This window comes from Streptomyces sp. NPDC092369, from assembly GCF_044755245.1.
GTDB lineage: Bacteria > Actinomycetota > Actinomycetes > Streptomycetales > Streptomycetaceae > Streptomyces.
Window position 1 is genome coordinate 338999 of sequence record NZ_JBIVQP010000002.1, and the last position, 15133, is coordinate 354131.

Consider the following 15133-nt stretch of genomic DNA (forward strand, 5'->3'; position numbering starts at 1 on the left):
AAGTTGGGCGGCCCGCATTATGAAGATCGAACGGACTCTTTGACAAGGGGTGATCTCACGTCCGGGCCAGGGAACCCGACCCGGGAGAATCGGCTCGCCTCGCCGTAGAGTGGAATCGGGTTCACGGCGTCTGAAGGGGGTCGGACGTGGCGCAGGACGGACCGGTCGAGCACGGCTACCCACACCTGGAGACGGTGCGGGCCGCCGTCACCGCGCTCTACAAGCGCCTGTCGTACGACACCGTCCAGACCTTCTCGACCAGCGTGCTCCCCGCCGACGTGGCCTTCGCCGACACCGACGACCTGCATCTGGGCGCCCAGCGCGTGGCCCGCGAACTGGTCCGGCACTACCGCCTGCCCGACGCCCGGATGATCGTCGGCTTCCGCGAGATGACCCATGCCGCGAACGTCGAACTCGCCGCGGGACCCGAGTACTTCATCGAGCTGAACGACCGTTTCCGCACCCACCGCCGGGACATCGGCGCGGCCCTCGCCCACGAGGTCATGCACGTCTATCTGCACCGCCTCGACCTGTCCTTCCCCGGCACCCGGGACAACGAGATCCTCACGGACACGGCGACGACGTATCTGGGCGCAGGCTGGCTGCTGCTCGACGCCTACCGGGAGGACGCGGCCTCCTCCCAGAAGCTGGGCTACCTCACCCCGGAGGAGTTCGGCTACGTCCTCGCCAAGCGCGCCCTGGTCTTCGGCGAGGACCCGTCGATCTGGTTCACCAGCCCCCAGGCCTACGAGGCCTACACCCGAGGCATGGCCAAGGCCCGCAGCGACGAACAGCAGCCCCCGCTGACGGCGGCGGGATGGGCGGGGCGGCGCCGGTACGCGCGCGATCGGCGGCATGCGCAGGCCCACCACACCGGCCCGGCGTCGGGCTCCGCGGCAGGCTCGGCCGGTTCGAAGGTCCCGTACTCCTTCATGCCCGACGGCGCTTCCGACGGCCACGGCCCGCTGCGGGTGTCGTTCCCGTGTCCGACCTGCCACCAGCGGATCAGGGTGCCGGTGAAGGGGAGGGTCAGGGCGCGGTGCGGGCTGTGCCGGACGGTGTTGGAGTGCGACACGTAGAAGGGCGGGCCGCGCCTCTCCGCGATCCGTGGACGGCCAGGCCGTGTTTCTCCGCGGTGCGGCTCTGTGTGGCGACTGGGAATCCGAGCGATCCGTGGACGGCGAGCCATGCCTCTCAGGGGACCGTCTACGCCCCGTACACCGCCCCCGGCACCCCCGCCTCCGCCAGCAGCTTCAGCGCCGTCTCCCCCGCCTCCGCCGGGCTCCACCGCGCCCCCTTGTCCGCGCTCGGCCCCGGCCGCCAGCCCTCCATGACCGTGATCCGGCCGGCCTCCGTCTCGAAGACCCGGCCGGTCACCCCGGCGCTCGCCGCCGAGCCGAGCCAGACGACCAGCGGGGAGACGTTCTCGGGGGCCATCGCGTCGAAACCGGCGTCCGGGGCGGCCATGGTCTCGGCGAAGGCGCGTTCCGTCATGCGGGTGCGGGCTGCGGGGGCGATGGCGTTGATCTGGACGCCGTAGCGGGCGAGTTCGGCCGCGGCGACGAGGGTCAGTGCGATGATGCCGGCCTTGGCCGCGCTGTAGTTCCCCTGCCCGACCGAGCCCAACAGCCCTGCTCCGCTACTGGTGTTGACGACCCGGGCGGTCGGTGCGCGACCCGCCTTGGCCTCGGCCCGCCAGTGCGCGGCGGCGTGCTTGAGCGGAAGGAAGTGGCCCTTGAGATGGACGCGTACGACGTCGTCCCAGTCGTCCTCGTCGAGGTTGACGAGCATCCGGTCGCGCAGGAAGCCCGCGTTGTTGACGAGGGTGTCGAGCCGGCCGTACGCCTCCAGGGCGGCGGCGACCAGGGAGGACGCGCCTTCCGTGGTGGCGATGTCACCGCCGTGGGCGATCGCCTCACCGCCGGCCGCGCGGATCTCGTCGACGACCTGCGCGGCCGGGCTGTCCGGGCCCGGTGAACCGTCCAGCCCGACGCCCAGGTCGTTGACGACGACCCGCGCGCCCTCCGCAGCGAAGGCGAGCGCATGGGCCCGGCCGAGCCCGCGCCCGGCACCGGTGACGACGACGACCCGGCCGTGACAGATTCCGCTCATCTCACGCCTCCTTCTGGGGAGTTGACGTCTCCCGATCGACGGACCTCTCGCTGTCGCCCTTCGTGTCGGCGCCCTCCTTGTTGGCGGTGGCCGCGTCCAGGAACGCCGGCGCCTCCCCGCCCCCGTGCACCAGCAGGCTCGCCCCGCTGATGTACGCCGCCGCGTCGGAGGCGAGGAAGACGGCCGCAGCGCCGATGTCGGAGGGCACGGCGAGCCGGCCGAGGGGCACCGTGCGGGAGACCGCCTCGATGCCGTCCTCGCCGCCGTAGTGCAGATGGGACAGCTCGGTGCGGACCATGCCGACGACGAGCGTGTTGACGCGCACCTCCGGCGCCCACTCCACGGCCATGGACCGGGCCAGGCTCTCCAGACCGGCCTTGGCCGCCCCGTACGCCGCCGAACCGGGTGAGGGGCGATCGCCGCTGACGCTCCCGATCATCACGACAGCACCTCGCGCGCGACGGAGCTGCTCGTACGCGGCGAGCGAAGCGCCCAGCGCGGTGGTGAGGTTGAGCTCGATCACGCGCGCGTGCCATTCGACCGGGGCCCGGTCGAGCCGCCGGTAGGGCGCCCCGCCCGCGTTGTTGACGAGCGCGTCGAGCCGGGGCAGGCCGGCGAAGAACTCCCGTACGGCGTCCGGGTCCCGCAGATCGAGGGGGACGAACTCCGTTCCCTTGAGCGGCTGTTCGGGCGGTCTGCGTGCGCAGATGACCACCTCGGCGCCGGCCTCGACGAAGGCCCGCGCGATCCCGGCCCCGACACCTCGGGTGCCGCCGGTGACGACGGCGACCTTCCCGTTCAGATCCATCGCCGCTACCCTCCACCTAACAAACGTTTGGTGGAAAGGTAGCTGATGCGCGCATGGGTGTCTCCACCTCGTCCCCGGAAAAAGGGCCCGAAAAAGACGGCATCGCGGTCGTCACGGTCGACTTCCCGCCGGTGAACGCGCTGCCGGTGAGCGGCTGGTTCGCTCTGGCCGACGCCGTGCGCTCGGCGGGCCGTGACCCACGCACGCGTTGCGTGGTGCTCACCGCCGCGGGCCGGGGCTTCAACGCGGGTGTGGACATCAAGGAGCTCCAGGCCCAGGGGCCGAGCGCGCTGGTCGGCGCCAACCGCGGCTGTTTCGAGGCCTTCGCGGCCGTGTACGAGTGCGAGGTTCCGGTCATCGCGGCGGTGCACGGCTTCTGTCTGGGCGGCGGGATCGGCCTGGTCGGCAACGCGGACGTGATCGTCGCGAGCGAGGACGCCACTTTCGGGCTGCCCGAGCTGGATCGCGGCGCGCTGGGCGCGGCGACGCATCTGTCCCGGCTGGTCCCGCAGCACCTGATGCGCGCCCTCTACTACACCTCGCGCACGGCGACCGCGGCCGAGCTGCACGCACACGGCTCGGTGTGGCGGGTCGCGCCGCGCGCCGAACTCCTGGATGCGGCCTTGGAGTTGGCCCGGGAGATCGCCGCCAAGGACGGGGAGCTGCTGCGCCTGGCCAAGGCCGCCATCAACGGCATCGACCCGGTCGACGTACGCCGCAGCTACCGCTTCGAGCAGGGCTTCACCTTCGAGGCGAGCGCGGTCGGGGTGGCGGACCGGGTCCGCGACACATTCGGTGCGCGGAAAGAGGAGGCGTAGGCGTGAGCGACAAGACGATGACCGCCGAGGAGGCCGTCTCCCGCCTGGAGAGCGGCATGACCCTCGGCATCGGCGGCTGGGGCTCGCGCCGCAAACCGATGGCCCTGGTCCGGGCGTTGCTCCGCTCGGAGATCACCGACCTGACCGTCGTCTCGTACGGCGGCCCCGACGTCGGCATGCTGGCCGCGGCCGGCCGGATCCGCAGGCTGGTCGCCGCCTTCGTCACCCTCGACTCGATCCCGCTGGAGCCGAACTACCGCGCGGCACGCGAGCGCGGCGCCTTCGACCTGACGGAGATCGACGAGGCGATGTTCATGTGGGGCCTGCGCGCGGCGGCGAACCGGCTGCCGTTCCTGCCGGTGCGGGCGGGCCTCGGCTCGGACGTGATGCGGGTCAACCCCGGCCTGCGGACGGTCACTTCACCGTACGAGGACGGCGAGACGTTCGTCGCGATGCCGGCCCTGCGCCTCGATGCCGCCCTGGTGCACGTCAACCGCGCCGACCGGCTGGGCAACGGGCAGTACCTGGGCCCGGACCCGTACTTCGACGACCTCTTCTGCGAGGCCGCGGACACGGCGTACGTGTCGTGCGAACGGGTCGTCGACACGGCCGAGTTGACGAAGGAGGCACCGCCCCAGTCACTGCTGATCAAACGGCACACCGTCACCGGCGTGGTCGAGGCCCCCGGCGGCGCGCACTTCACCTCCTGCGCTCCCGACTACGGCCGGGACGAGGCCGCACAACGCGAGTACGCGACCACGCCCTGGCCGGAGTTCGCCGAGCGGTACCTCACCGCGCCCGATACGTCGCCCGAGACCTCGCCCGAGACCTCGCCCGAGGGGGCCGCCTCATGACCGTCACCCGAGCCCCGCTCGCTCCACCCACGCGCGCCGAGTACTGCGTGATCGCCTGCGCCGAGGCCTGGCGGGACGCGGGCGAGATCCTGGCCAGCCCGATGGGCCTGATCCCGTCCGTGGGGGCGCGGTTGGCGCGGTTCACCTTCTCGCCCGACCTGCTGCTGACCGACGGCGAGGCGACGATCGTCCGCCCGGACGGAACACCCGAGGGCTGGTTGCCGTACCGGCAGCATCTGGCCCTGGTCGCGAGCGGCCGCCGGCACGTGATGATGGGCGCGAGCCAGATCGACCGGTTCGGCAACCAGAACATCTCGTGCATCGGCGACTGGGAGCGGCCGAAGCGGCAGCTGCTCGGGGTGCGCGGTGCGCCGATCAACACCCTGAACAACCCGACCAGTTACTGGATCCCGAAGCACTCCCGGCGGGTCTTCGTGGAGAAGGTCGACATGGTCTGCGGAGTCGGTTACGACCACGCGGACGGCGCCCGTCACCACCGTATCCCGCGTGTCGTCAGCGACTTGGGCGTCTTCGACTTCGCCACTCCGGACCACTCGATGCGGCTCGCCGCGCTGCACCCCGGCATCACCGTGGACCAGGTCAGGGAGGCGACCGGCTTCGACCTTGCCGTCCCGGACGAGGTCCCGGCGACCCGTGAACCCACCGCCGAGGAGCTGCGGTTGATCCGGGAGGTCATCGACCCGGCCGGCTCCCGGGCCAGGGAGGTCGGTTCGTGAGGGAGACCGCGCTCACCCGCCTTGTCGGGGTCCGGCATCCGATCGTGCAGACCGGGATGGGCTGGGTGGCGGGCCCGCGACTGGTCTCGGCGACGGCGAACGCGGGCGCGCTGGGTGTCCTCGCCTCCGCGACCATGACCACGGACCGGCTGCGCGAGGCGATCCGGGAGGTCAAGTCCCGTACGGACGCGCCCTTCGGGGTCAATCTGCGGGCCGACGCGTCGGACGCGGGCGACCGGGTGCGGATCATGATCGAGGAGGGCGTCCGGGTCGCCTCCTTCGCCCTCGCGCCCTCCCCCGAGCTGATCGCCGAGCTGAAGGCGGCGGGCGTGGTCGTGATCCCCTCGATCGGAGCCCGGCGGCACGCCGAGAAGGTCGCGGCTTGGGGGGCGGACGCCGTGATCGTGCAGGGCGGGGAGGGCGGCGGGCACACCGGGGAGGTGGCGACGACCGTGCTGTTGCCGCAAGTCGTGGACGCGGTGGACATCCCGGTGGTGGCGGCGGGCGGCTTCTTCGACGGGCGGGGGCTGGTCGCGGCGCTGGCGTACGGGGCGGCCGGGGTCGCGATGGGCACGCGGTTCCTGCTGACCTCGGACTCGACCGTGCCGGACGCGGTGAAGGCCAGGTATCTGGCGGCGACGGTGAAGGACGTCACCGTCACCACGGCGGTCGACGGCCTGCCGCACCGCATGCTGCGCACGGAGTTGGTGGACTCCCTGGAGAACTCGGGCCGCACGCGGGCCCTGTCGCACGCCGTCCGCCGCGCGGCCGGGTTCCGCAAGCTGTCGGGACTCACCTGGCGGCAGTTGGTCCGCGACGGACTCGCCATGAAGCACGGCAAGGAGCTGAGCTGGAGCCAGGTCCTGCTCGCCGCGAACACTCCGATGCTGCTCAAGTCGGCGATGGTGGACGGCCGTACGGACCTCGGGGTGATGGCCTCCGGGCAGGTCGCCGGGGTGATCGGGGACCTGCCCTCGTGCGCCGAGCTGGTGGACCGGATCATCAAGGAGGCGGACGAGGTGACGGAACGGCTCACGGCCGCTCGGTGACCGCGCGGCTCATGACCGTGCATCTCGGAGCCGCTTGATGACCGTGCGGCTCAGAGCCGTTCGATGATCGTCACGTTCGCCTGCCCCCCGCCCTCGCACATCGTCTGCAGGCCGAACCGGCCGCCCGTGCGCTCCAGTTCGTGCAGCAGGGTCGTCATCAGCTTGACGCCGGTGGCGCCGAGCGGGTGGCCGAGCGCGATCGCGCCGCCGTTGACGTTGACCCGGTCGGGGTCCGCGCCGGTCTCCTTCAGCCAGGCCAACACCACCGGCGCGAACGCCTCGTTGATCTCCACAAGGTCGATGGCGTCGATGGTCATGCCGGTCTTCTTCAGAGCGTGGGCGGTGGCGGGGATGGGCGCGGTGAGCATGCGGATGGGGTCCTCGCCGCGCACGGAGAGGTGGTGCACCCGCGCGCGGGGCGTCAGTCCGTGTTCCCGTACCGCCCGCTCCGAGGCGAGCAGCATCGCCGCCGCCCCATCGGAGACCTGTGAGGAGCAGGCCGCGGTGACGGTTCCGCCGTCGATGACCGGCTTGAGTGCGGCCATCTTCTCCAGGGAGGTGTCCCGGCGCGGCCCCTCGTCGACGGTCACATGGCCGTAGGGCACGGTCTCGCGCTCGAAGCGGCCCTCGTCGATGGCCGACAGCGCCCGCCGGTGCGAGCGGAGCGCGAACTCCTCCTGGTCCTCCCGGCTGATCCCCCACTTCGCGGCGATCATCTCGGCGCCGGCGAACTGGTTCACCGGCCGGTCCCCGTACCGCGCCCGCCAGCCCTCGCTGCCCGCGAAGGGGCCCTGCGTGAAGCCGAGGGGCTCGGCGGCCTGCCGGGTCGCGAAGGCGATCGGGATCTGCGACATGTTCTGCACACCGCCCGCGACCACCAGGTCCTGGGTTCCGGACAGCACGCCCTGCGCCGCGAAGTGCACGGCCTGCTGCGAGGATCCGCACTGCCGGTCGATCGTCACGCCGGGCACCTCCTCGGGCAGCCCGGCCGCCAGCCAGGCGGTCCGCGCGATGTCCCCGGCCTGCGGCCCCACCGTGTCCAGGCAGCCGAAGACGACGTCCTCAACGGCGGCCGGATCGATGCCGGAGCGCGCGACCAGTTCCTTGAGCACATGCGCCCCGAGATCGGCCGGGTGGACCCCGCTCAGTCCCCCCCTGCGCCGCCCGACGGGCGTCCGGACCGCTTCGACGATGTAGGCCTCGGCCATGCCAACTCCCCAAACTCGCCCTTGAGTTATGTGCGTACGGCGATCCCGTCCAGCACCATCGACAGGTACTGCCGGGCGATCTCCTCCGGGCTGTGCTGTCCGCCGGGCCGGTACCAGGACGCGGCCACCCACACCGTGTCGCGCACGAACCGATAGGTGAGCCGGACGTCGAGGTCGGCCCGGAACACCCGGGCGGCGACCCCTCTCTCCAGCGTGGACAGCCACGCCTTCTCGAACTTGCGCTGCGACTCGGCGAGGAACGCGAACCGCTCCTGTGCGACGAGCTGCTTGCTCTCCTTCTGGTAGATCGCGACGGCGGCGCGGTGCCGGTCGATCTCCCGGAACGACTCGGTGACCAGCGCCTCCAGCGTCTCGCGGGGCCCGAACTCGGCGTCCAGGACGGCGTCGTAACCGCTCCAGAGCTCGTCGAGGAAGGTCCGCAGGATCTCCTCCAGCATCGATTCCTTGGAGTCGAAGTGGTAGTAGAGACTGCCCGCGAGCATGCCCGCGTGGTCCGCGATCTTGCGTACGGTGGTGGCGTTGTAGCCCTGCTCGGCGAAGACCTCGGCGGCGGTGTCGAGGAGTTCGCGGCGGCGCGCGGGGGCGGCGGTCACCTGGGGCTTCTTCTTGGTCGGCACGGGACCATTGTCCAGCTAGGGGCTGTCGTTTGGATCAGCCTGGCTGTGAGGTGCGGTGGCTCTTGGCCGAGCCGAGCGGGGTCTGGTGCGTGCGGCTGCAAGGCGGAGGAGGGAGTCATGGCGGAGCCATGGCGAGTGACGACAACGCCGCAGATGCGCGTGCCAGACCCCGCGACGCCGGGCTGATCCAAACGACAGCCCCTAGGCATGCTGGCTGCTGACGGAGACGATCTCGCCCGTCATGTACGAGGAGTAGCCGGAGGCCAGGAACACGATCACGTTGGCCACCTCCCAGGGCTCCGCGTACCGCCCGAACGCCTCGCGCGCGGTGAGCTTTTCCAGCAGCTCGGGCGTGGTCACCTTCGCCAGGTGCGCGTGCATGGCGAGGCTCGGCGAGACCGCGTTCACCCGCACCCCGTACGCGGCGGCCTCGATCGCCGCGCACCGGGTCAGTGCCATCACGCCCGCCTTGGCGGCTGCGTAGTGCGCCTGTCCGGCCTGGGCGCGCCAGCCCACCACGGAGGCGTTGTTGACGATCACCCCGGCGGTGCCCCCGGACCCGGTCCCGGTCTCGCGCATCAGCCGCAGGGCCGCCCGGGTGCAGCGGAAGGTGCCGTTGAGGGTGACGTCCAGGACCCGGCCCCACTGCTCGTCGGTCATGTCGACGAGGTCCGAAGTCCCGCCCAGGCCCGCGTTGTTGACGACGACGTCGAGCCGCCCGTGCTCCCGTACGGCTGTGTCGAAGAGCGCCCGCACCTGCCCCTCGTCGGTCACGTCGCACGGCTGCGCGGTGACGGCGTCCGCGCCGAACTCCCCGGCCAGCTCCGCCTCGTGCTCCTTGAGCCGGCGCACATGCGCGTCGCTGATCAGCACGCGCGCGCCCTCCTCCAGGAAGCGCCGGGCGGTGGCGCCGCCGATGCCGGCTCCGGCGGCGGCCGTGACGACCGCGGACCGCCCCGCCAGCAGCCCGTGTCCCGGCTCGTACGCCGGACTCTCGACGCCTGTCATGGGCCCACGCTAACCTACCAAACACTTGTTAGGGAAGGATGGCAGCCCATGGATCTCGCCTTCACGCAGGACGAGGAGGCCTTCCGCGCGAAGGCCCGGGCATGGCTCGCGGACCATGTGCCGCGCACCGCGCTGCCGTCCCTGGAGACCGAGGAGGGCTTCGCGGCGCACCGCGCGTGGGAGGCCGAACTGGCGGCGGACCGCTGGTCGGTGGTCAACTGGCCGGTGGAGTACGGCGGTCGGGGCGTCGACCTGATCTCCTGGCTGGTCTTCGAGGAGGAGTACTGGGCGGCGGGCGCACCGGGCCGGGTCGGGCAGAACGGGATCAGTCTGCTCGCGCCCACCCTCTTCGACCACGGCACGGAGAATCAGCGGGCGCGTGTGCTGCCGTCCATGGCCACCGGCGAGGTCGTCTGGGCGCAGGCCTGGTCGGAGCCCGAGGCCGGTTCCGATCTGGCCTCCCTGCGGTCCAAGGCCGTGCGCACGGACGGGGGTTGGCTGCTGAGCGGGCAGAAGACGTGGTCCTCCCGGGCCGCCTTCGCCGACCGCGCCTTCGGACTGTTCCGCAGCGATCCGGACACCCCGAAGCCGCACCAAGGCCTGACCTACCTGATGTTCGACCTGCGCGCGCCCGGCGTCACGGTCCGTCCGATCGGGCGTCTGGACGGGAAGCCGGCGTTCGCGGAGCTGTTCCTGGACGAGGTGTTCGTGCCGGACGAGGACGTGATCGGCGAGCCGGGCGCGGGCTGGCGGATCGCCATGTCGACGGCGGGCAACGAGCGGGGGCTGATGCTGCGCTCCCCCGGCCGCTTCCTGGCGGGCGCGGGACGGCTGCACCGGCTGTGGCAGGCGCAGGGTGCCCCGGAGTCGGTACGGGACCGGGTCGCCGACGCGGTGATCGGCGCCCGTGCCTACCGCCTGTTCACCTACGCCCACGCCTCCCGTTTCCTCGACGGCGAGTCCCTCGGCCCGGAGTCCAGCCTGAACAAGGTCTTCTGGTCGCGGTACGACATCGCGCTGCACGAGACCGCCCTCGATCTCCTCGGCGAACAGGGCGAGTTGACGGAAACCGAGTGGGCCGAGGGCTACGTCTTCTCCCTCGCCGGCCCCATCTACGCGGGCACGAACGAGATCCAGCGCGACATCATCGCCGAGCGCCTGCTCGGCCTGCCGAAGGGACGCCGTTGATGCGCTTCCTGCTCGACACGGAACAGCGCGCGTTCGCGGCTTCCCTGGACGCGATGCTGGCGTCCGCGGACACCCCGTCCGCGATCCGGTCCTGGAGCGCCGGCGACCACACACCCGGCTTCGACCTGTGGGGCCGTATCGCCGGGGCGGGGGTGTTCGCGCTGGCGGTGCCGGAGGCTTACGAGGGCCTGGGGCCCAGACCTGTCGAACTGGCCGTCGCCTTCGTGGAGTTGGGCCGGCACGCGGTGCCGGGGCCGCTGGTGGAGACGGTGACGGCGGCGGCCCTGCTGACCGAGCCGGGCCCGGCGAAGCGGTATCTGCCGGCGCTGGCCTCGGGCGAGACGGTGGCCACGCTCGCCACCGCGGGCGGCTACGCGCTGGACGGGGACGCGGCGACCGCCCTGTTCACGCTGACCGACGGGGAACTGCGTCTGGCCCCCGGCCACGGTCCCGTACGCGCCTCGCTCGACCCGGCGCGGCGACTGACCCTCCCGGCCGCCGGCGGCGAACTCCTGCGCGCCGAGGCGCACTTCGGCGAGGCCCTCACCTGGGCCCGGCTCGCCACCGCCGCCCAGGCCCTCGGTGTCGGGCTCGCCCTGCTCGACCGGACCGTCGCCTACGTCAAGCAGCGCCTGCAGTTCGGCGTCCTCATCGGGTCGTTCCAGGCGGTCAAGCACCAACTGGCCGACGCCAAAATCGCGTTGGAGTTCGCGAGACCGCTGCTCTTCGGCGCCGCGCTCACCCTGGATCCGGCCGATGTGGCCGCCGCCAAGGTCGCGGCCTGCGAGGCGGCGTACACGACGGCCCGTACAGCACTGCAGTTGCACGGCGCGATCGGCTACACCGCGGAGTACGACCTGTCCCTCTGGCTGACCAAGGCCCGTGCGCTGCGCACGGCTTGGGGCGGCCCCGCTGAGTGCCGAGAGACAGTGCTCAGTGGTGGTGGTCGCCGCTGGTGAGTTCCCTGTACTCCTCCGGTGTCGGCTTCGCGATCCGTGACTCGGGCCCGAACATCGCCCGGGCCAGCTGGGCCCGTACCCGCTGGGAGACCGTGACCTGACGGCGTACACCGTTGGCGTCGACCATCGGGCCGATCCCGTAGGCCGGTTCCTGCTCGTGCTGGGTGAGGGTGTGCAACTGGTCCTGCGGGAGTCGCTCGTGCACCTCGACGAACTCCCCGTGCGGCAGCCGCCGGATGACCCCGGTCTCCCGTCCGTGCAACACCTTGTCCCGGTCCCGGCGCTGAAGCCCCATGCAGAACCGCTTGGTGACCAGGAAGGCCAGCACCGGCACCACGAAGAAGGCGATCCGCACGAACCAGGTGATCGCGTTGATGGACAGATGCAGATGCGTGGCGACGATGTCGTTGCCGCCGCCGATCAGCAGCACTCCGTACAGGCTGAGCCAGGCGACGCCCAGGCCGGTGCGCACGGGCGCGTTGCGCGGCCGGTCCAGGATGTGGTGCTCACGTTTGTCGCCGGTGATCCACGCCTCGACGAACGGGTAGACGCCGAGGGCGAGCAGGATCAGCGGGAAGAGCGAGAAGGGGATGAGGACACCCGGGATCAGCGTGTGGCCCCAGATGTTGATCTCCCATCCCGGCATCACCCGGATCAGCCCCTCGGAGAAGCCGAGGTACCAGTCCGGTTGGGCGCCTGTCGTCACCAGGTCGGGCCGGTAGGGGCCGAAGGCCCACACGGGGTTGATGCTGGCGATACCACCCATGATCGTCAGGACGCCGAAGACGAGGAAGAAGAAGCCGCCCGCCTTCGCCATGTAGACCGGCAGGAAAGGCATGCCGACGACGGACTTCTGGTCGCGGCCGGGCCCGGGGTACTGGGTGTGCTTGTGGTAGAAGACCAGGATCAGATGGGCGACCACCAGGCCCAGCATGATCCCGGGCAGCAGCAGGACATGGACCGGGAAGAGCCGCGAGATGATGTCGTGCCCCGGGAACTCGCCGCCGAACAGGAACATCGACAGATACGTGCCGACGATCGGGATCGACAGGATCGCGCCGTCGGCGAAGCGGATGCCGGTGCCGGACAGCAGGTCGTCGGGGAGCGAGTAGCCGGTCAGCCCTGTGATGATGCCGAGCATCAACAGGGTCCAGCCGAAGATCCAGTTGACCTCGCGCGGCTTGCGGTAGGCGCCGGTGAAGAACACCCGCATCATGTGGATGAGCATGCCGGCGATGAAGACCACGGCCGCCCAGTGGTGGATCTGCCGGATCAGCAGCCCGCCGCGCACATCGAAGCTGATGTCGAGCGAGGACTCGTAGGCCCGGGTCATGACGACACCGTTGAGGGGCTCGTACGAGCCGTGGTAGACGACCTCGACGCCGCTGGGCTCGAAGAACAGGGTGAGGTAGATGCCGGTCAGGATCAGGATGATGAAGCTGTAGAGGCAGATCTCGCCGAGCATGAAGGACCAGTGGTCCGGGAAGACCTTGCGCATGTTGGCCTTGGCCAGGCCGTAGAGACCGAGCCGTCCGTCGGCCCAGTCGGCGAGCTTCTCGCCCTTCCCCGCCGAGGCCCCGCGGGCCGAACCACCCGTCTCCGCAGCCCCGTTGACCGATCGCGCCCCGTCCATGCAGCAGCCTCCCCGTCGGATCGACATCAGGGTGGCACGGGCGCGGGACTTAGCCAACGGTGCGTGCGGCCCGTGCGACCGGCCGACCCGTTTTCCTGGTCACGCCAGGCGTTCGCTATTTTGTTCGCCGCCGTCCCAACCGGCTCGCTCTTCCGCCCCACCCCTCCGCCCCATCCCTCCGTCCACCCCCCTGTCCGAGGAGCCGGCCGTGGATTCCGAGTCCGCCGTCACCACCTGCTATCGCCATCCCAAGGTGGAGTCCCACGTCCGGTGCACCCGTTGCGAGCGGTACATCTGCCCGGAGTGCATGCGGGAGGCCGCCGTCGGTCATCAGTGCGTGGAGTGCGTACGCGAGGGCGCGCGGTCGGTGCGCGAGCCGCGGACGGCGTTCGGCGGCCGGATCTCGACGGTGCCGCTGGTGACGTACGTGCTGATCGGGCTCAACGTGCTCGCCTACGTGGCCGAGGTGGCGCGGCCGGCGGTCGTGGACCGGTTCGAGATGCTGGGCCGGGGGCTGGTCGGACCGGACGGCGGGCACTACGTGTGGCAGGCGGCGTATCCCGACTCCTTCCACGCCGAGGGGGTCGTGGGCGGCGAGTGGTACCGGCTGCTGACCAGTGCCTTCCTCCATCTCCCGCCCACCGGTGGGTCGTTCGGGATCCTGCACATCGTGATGAACATGGTGTCGCTGTGGAACATCGGGCGGGTCGTCGAGTCCCAGCTCGGCCGGGTCCGCTACCTCGCCCTCTATCTCCTGTCCGCCCTCGGCGGCTCGGTCCTGGTGCTGCTGCTCGCCCCCGACACCCCGACCCTCGGCGCGTCCGGCGCGATCTTCGGGCTCGGTGCCGCCTACTACGTCATGGCCCGCAGGCTGGGCGCCGACATGGCGACCGTCAACCGCTTCATGGCCGGCCTGCTGCTGTGGCTGGTGATCTCCGCGGGCCTCACCTCCTGGCAGGGCCATCTCGGCGGTCTGCTGGCCGGCAGCCTGGTGACGGTCGCCTACGCGTACGCCCCGCGCGACCGGCGCCGCCCCCTCGTCCAGGCGGGCGCGTGCGGGGCGCTGCTCGTGCTTCTGGTGGTCCTGGCACTGGCGCGGGTCGCGGAACTGAACGTGTGAGCGGCCTGGCACGGTTGGCTCAAACACGTGGCCTAATCTGTACGTCATGAGACGTGCCGGTTTCCTCGTGTTCGCGGCGATCCCCGTCGTTTTCGCGGCGGGGGTCTACTTCCTGCCCGAGGAGACGCCCGCCGCCTCCCACGGCACATCGAGGAGCCCGTCCTCCGTCGCCTCGCCGGACGACAGGGCGCTCGCCGACCTGCCGCCGGGGCTCGCCGCGCCCGCGAAGAAGGAGCTGGCGCAGAAGCTGGTGGCGAGCGCCGAGAACTCGACGCTGGACTGGCGCAGCGCCTACGGCTACATCGAGGACATCGGCGACGGCCAGGGCTACACGGCCGGCCTCGTCGGCTTCTGCTCCGGCACCCACGACCTGCTCACGCTGGTCGAGCGCTACACAAAGGCCCACCCGGACAACGGACTCGCCGCCTATCTTCCCGCCCTGCGCAAGGTCGACGGTACGGACTCGCACGAGGGCCTGGACCCCGGTTTCACCGCCGCCTGGAAGGCCGAGGCGAAGCTGCCCGCCTTCCGCGCGGCCCAGGACGAGGAGCGCGACCGCGTCTACTTCGACCCGGCGGTCCGCCAGGCCAAGCTCGACGGCCTGGGCACCCTGGGCCAGTTCATCTACTACGACGCCATGGTCTTCCACGGCCCGGGCAACGACGCGACCAGCTTCCACGGCCTGCGCGAGCGCACGCTGCGGGAGGCGGACACCCCCGCCCAGGGCGGCTCGGAGAAGGCGTACCTGGACATCTTCCTGGACCTCCGCCGCGCCGCCATGAAAGCCAAGGACGCCGACCTCGACACCTCCCGCGTCGACACGGAGCAGCGGCGCTTCCTGTACGACGGGAACCTGGACCTGAAGACCCCGCTGACGTGGCAGGTGTACGGGGAGACGTACAAGGTGCCGTAGCGGGCGGCCGGTTCACCCTGTCCGCGGCCGGACATGCGGCGGCGCCTGCCCTTGTGTCCGGTCGGGGACAGGTCGGGCAGACGCCGTC

15 protein-coding genes are annotated in these 15133 nt (G+C 71.2%); 9 read left to right on the forward strand and 6 right to left on the reverse strand.

Features of this window, described 5'->3' with window-relative positions; all coding sequences use genetic code 11:
- Positions 1 to 146 precede the first annotated feature (146 nt).
- Positions 147 to 1079 (forward strand): hypothetical protein, encoded by a 933-nt coding sequence (locus ACIQI8_RS11185; protein ID WP_402347407.1) that lies wholly within the window; start codon positions 147 to 149, stop codon positions 1077 to 1079.
- A 127-nt stretch (positions 1080 to 1206) separates the two neighbouring features.
- Here the strand turns inward: ACIQI8_RS11185 and ACIQI8_RS11190 are convergent, their stop codons facing one another.
- Both ACIQI8_RS11190 and ACIQI8_RS11195 read right to left on the reverse strand, forming a co-directional pair.
- On the reverse strand, positions 1207 to 2112 hold the full coding sequence (locus ACIQI8_RS11190) for an SDR family oxidoreductase (protein ID WP_402347410.1): 906 nt from the start codon (positions 2110 to 2112) through the stop codon (positions 1207 to 1209).
- Between the two features lies 1 nt (position 2113).
- Entirely contained in the window at positions 2114 to 2920 is an 807-nt protein-coding gene (locus tag ACIQI8_RS11195) for an SDR family oxidoreductase (RefSeq protein ID WP_402347413.1), read from the reverse strand.
- Between the two features lie 53 nt (positions 2921 to 2973).
- Here ACIQI8_RS11195 and ACIQI8_RS11200 point away from each other — a divergent pair, with 53 nt between their 5' ends.
- The 4 genes from ACIQI8_RS11200 to ACIQI8_RS11215 are packed head-to-tail and all read left to right on the forward strand — an operon-like array spanning position 2974 to position 6378.
- A complete protein-coding gene (locus ACIQI8_RS11200; RefSeq protein ID WP_402347416.1) occupies positions 2974 to 3738 on the forward strand; it encodes an enoyl-CoA hydratase family protein in 765 nt (254 codons plus the stop codon).
- Positions 3739 to 3740: 2 nt separating this feature from the next.
- Entirely contained in the window at positions 3741 to 4592 is an 852-nt protein-coding gene (locus tag ACIQI8_RS11205) for a CoA transferase subunit A (protein ID WP_402347419.1), read from the forward strand.
- Positions 4589 to 5329: a CoA-transferase subunit beta gene (locus ACIQI8_RS11210; RefSeq protein ID WP_402347422.1), complete on the forward strand. Its 741-nt coding sequence runs from the start codon at positions 4589 to 4591 to the stop codon at positions 5327 to 5329. The genes ACIQI8_RS11205 and ACIQI8_RS11210 overlap by 4 nt, the downstream gene beginning before the upstream one ends.
- The gene (locus tag ACIQI8_RS11215; protein WP_402347425.1) at positions 5326 to 6378 is read left to right on the forward strand and encodes an NAD(P)H-dependent flavin oxidoreductase; all 1053 of its coding nucleotides are present in this window, start codon (positions 5326 to 5328) and stop codon (positions 6376 to 6378) included. Before ACIQI8_RS11210 ends, ACIQI8_RS11215 begins: the two co-directional genes overlap by 4 nt.
- 50 nt (positions 6379 to 6428) lie before the next feature.
- On the opposite strand, the gene ACIQI8_RS11220 is transcribed toward ACIQI8_RS11215, so the two are convergent.
- The 3 genes from ACIQI8_RS11220 to ACIQI8_RS11230 form a co-directional block, all read right to left on the reverse strand.
- Entirely contained in the window at positions 6429 to 7586 is a 1158-nt protein-coding gene (locus ACIQI8_RS11220) for an acetyl-CoA C-acetyltransferase (RefSeq protein ID WP_402347428.1), read from the reverse strand.
- A 26-nt stretch (positions 7587 to 7612) separates the two neighbouring features.
- Positions 7613 to 8224 carry a TetR family transcriptional regulator gene (locus tag ACIQI8_RS11225; RefSeq protein WP_124004331.1) on the reverse strand — a complete coding sequence of 204 codons (612 nt, stop codon included), beginning with the start codon at positions 8222 to 8224 and terminating at the stop codon, positions 7613 to 7615.
- A 201-nt stretch (positions 8225 to 8425) separates the two neighbouring features.
- A complete protein-coding gene (locus ACIQI8_RS11230) occupies positions 8426 to 9232 on the reverse strand; it encodes an SDR family oxidoreductase (RefSeq protein WP_402347432.1) in 807 nt (268 codons plus the stop codon).
- Between the two features lie 48 nt (positions 9233 to 9280).
- Between ACIQI8_RS11230 and ACIQI8_RS11235 the strand changes: the two genes are divergently transcribed.
- Both ACIQI8_RS11235 and ACIQI8_RS11240 read left to right on the forward strand, forming a co-directional pair.
- The gene (locus tag ACIQI8_RS11235; RefSeq protein WP_402347434.1) at positions 9281 to 10420 is read left to right on the forward strand and encodes an acyl-CoA dehydrogenase family protein; all 1140 of its coding nucleotides are present in this window, start codon (positions 9281 to 9283) and stop codon (positions 10418 to 10420) included.
- Complete coding sequence (locus ACIQI8_RS11240) at positions 10420 to 11379, forward strand: acyl-CoA dehydrogenase family protein (protein WP_402347437.1); 960 nt, start codon at positions 10420 to 10422, stop codon at positions 11377 to 11379. Before ACIQI8_RS11235 ends, ACIQI8_RS11240 begins: the two co-directional genes overlap by 1 nt.
- On the opposite strand, the gene ACIQI8_RS11245 is transcribed toward ACIQI8_RS11240, so the two are convergent.
- Positions 11354 to 13012 (reverse strand): cytochrome bc complex cytochrome b subunit, encoded by a 1659-nt coding sequence (locus ACIQI8_RS11245; RefSeq protein ID WP_402347440.1) that lies wholly within the window; start codon positions 13010 to 13012, stop codon positions 11354 to 11356. The genes ACIQI8_RS11240 and ACIQI8_RS11245 overlap by 26 nt on opposite strands.
- A gap of 208 nt (positions 13013 to 13220) precedes the next feature.
- On the opposite strand from ACIQI8_RS11245, the gene ACIQI8_RS11250 reads away from it, so the two are divergent.
- Both ACIQI8_RS11250 and ACIQI8_RS11255 read left to right on the forward strand, forming a co-directional pair.
- Positions 13221 to 14132 carry a rhomboid family intramembrane serine protease gene (locus ACIQI8_RS11250; RefSeq protein WP_402347443.1) on the forward strand — a complete coding sequence of 304 codons (912 nt, stop codon included), beginning with the start codon at positions 13221 to 13223 and terminating at the stop codon, positions 14130 to 14132.
- Between the two features lie 46 nt (positions 14133 to 14178).
- Positions 14179 to 15045 carry a chitosanase gene (locus ACIQI8_RS11255; RefSeq protein WP_402347446.1) on the forward strand — a complete coding sequence of 289 codons (867 nt, stop codon included), beginning with the start codon at positions 14179 to 14181 and terminating at the stop codon, positions 15043 to 15045.
- Positions 15046 to 15133 lie beyond the last annotated feature (88 nt).

Coding starts and splice junctions, on each gene's coding strand:
- ACIQI8_RS11195 (WP_402347413.1), bottom strand. CDS start 2,920: ATGGATCTGAACGGGAAGGTCGCCGTCGTCACCGGCGGCACCCGAGGT.
- ACIQI8_RS11255 (WP_402347446.1), top strand. CDS start 14,179: ATGAGACGTGCCGGTTTCCTCGTGTTCGCGGCGATCCCCGTCGTTTTC.
- ACIQI8_RS11245 (WP_402347440.1), bottom strand. CDS start 13,012: ATGGACGGGGCGCGATCGGTCAACGGGGCTGCGGAGACGGGTGGTTCG.
- ACIQI8_RS11200 (WP_402347416.1), top strand. CDS start 2,974: ATGGGTGTCTCCACCTCGTCCCCGGAAAAAGGGCCCGAAAAAGACGGC.
- ACIQI8_RS11220 (WP_402347428.1), bottom strand. CDS start 7,586: ATGGCCGAGGCCTACATCGTCGAAGCGGTCCGGACGCCCGTCGGGCGG.
- ACIQI8_RS11190 (WP_402347410.1), bottom strand. CDS start 2,112: ATGAGCGGAATCTGTCACGGCCGGGTCGTCGTCGTCACCGGTGCCGGG.
- ACIQI8_RS11240 (WP_402347437.1), top strand. CDS start 10,420: ATGCGCTTCCTGCTCGACACGGAACAGCGCGCGTTCGCGGCTTCCCTG.
- ACIQI8_RS11230 (WP_402347432.1), bottom strand. CDS start 9,232: ATGACAGGCGTCGAGAGTCCGGCGTACGAGCCGGGACACGGGCTGCTG.
- ACIQI8_RS11210 (WP_402347422.1), top strand. CDS start 4,589: ATGACCGTCACCCGAGCCCCGCTCGCTCCACCCACGCGCGCCGAGTAC.
- ACIQI8_RS11235 (WP_402347434.1), top strand. CDS start 9,281: ATGGATCTCGCCTTCACGCAGGACGAGGAGGCCTTCCGCGCGAAGGCC.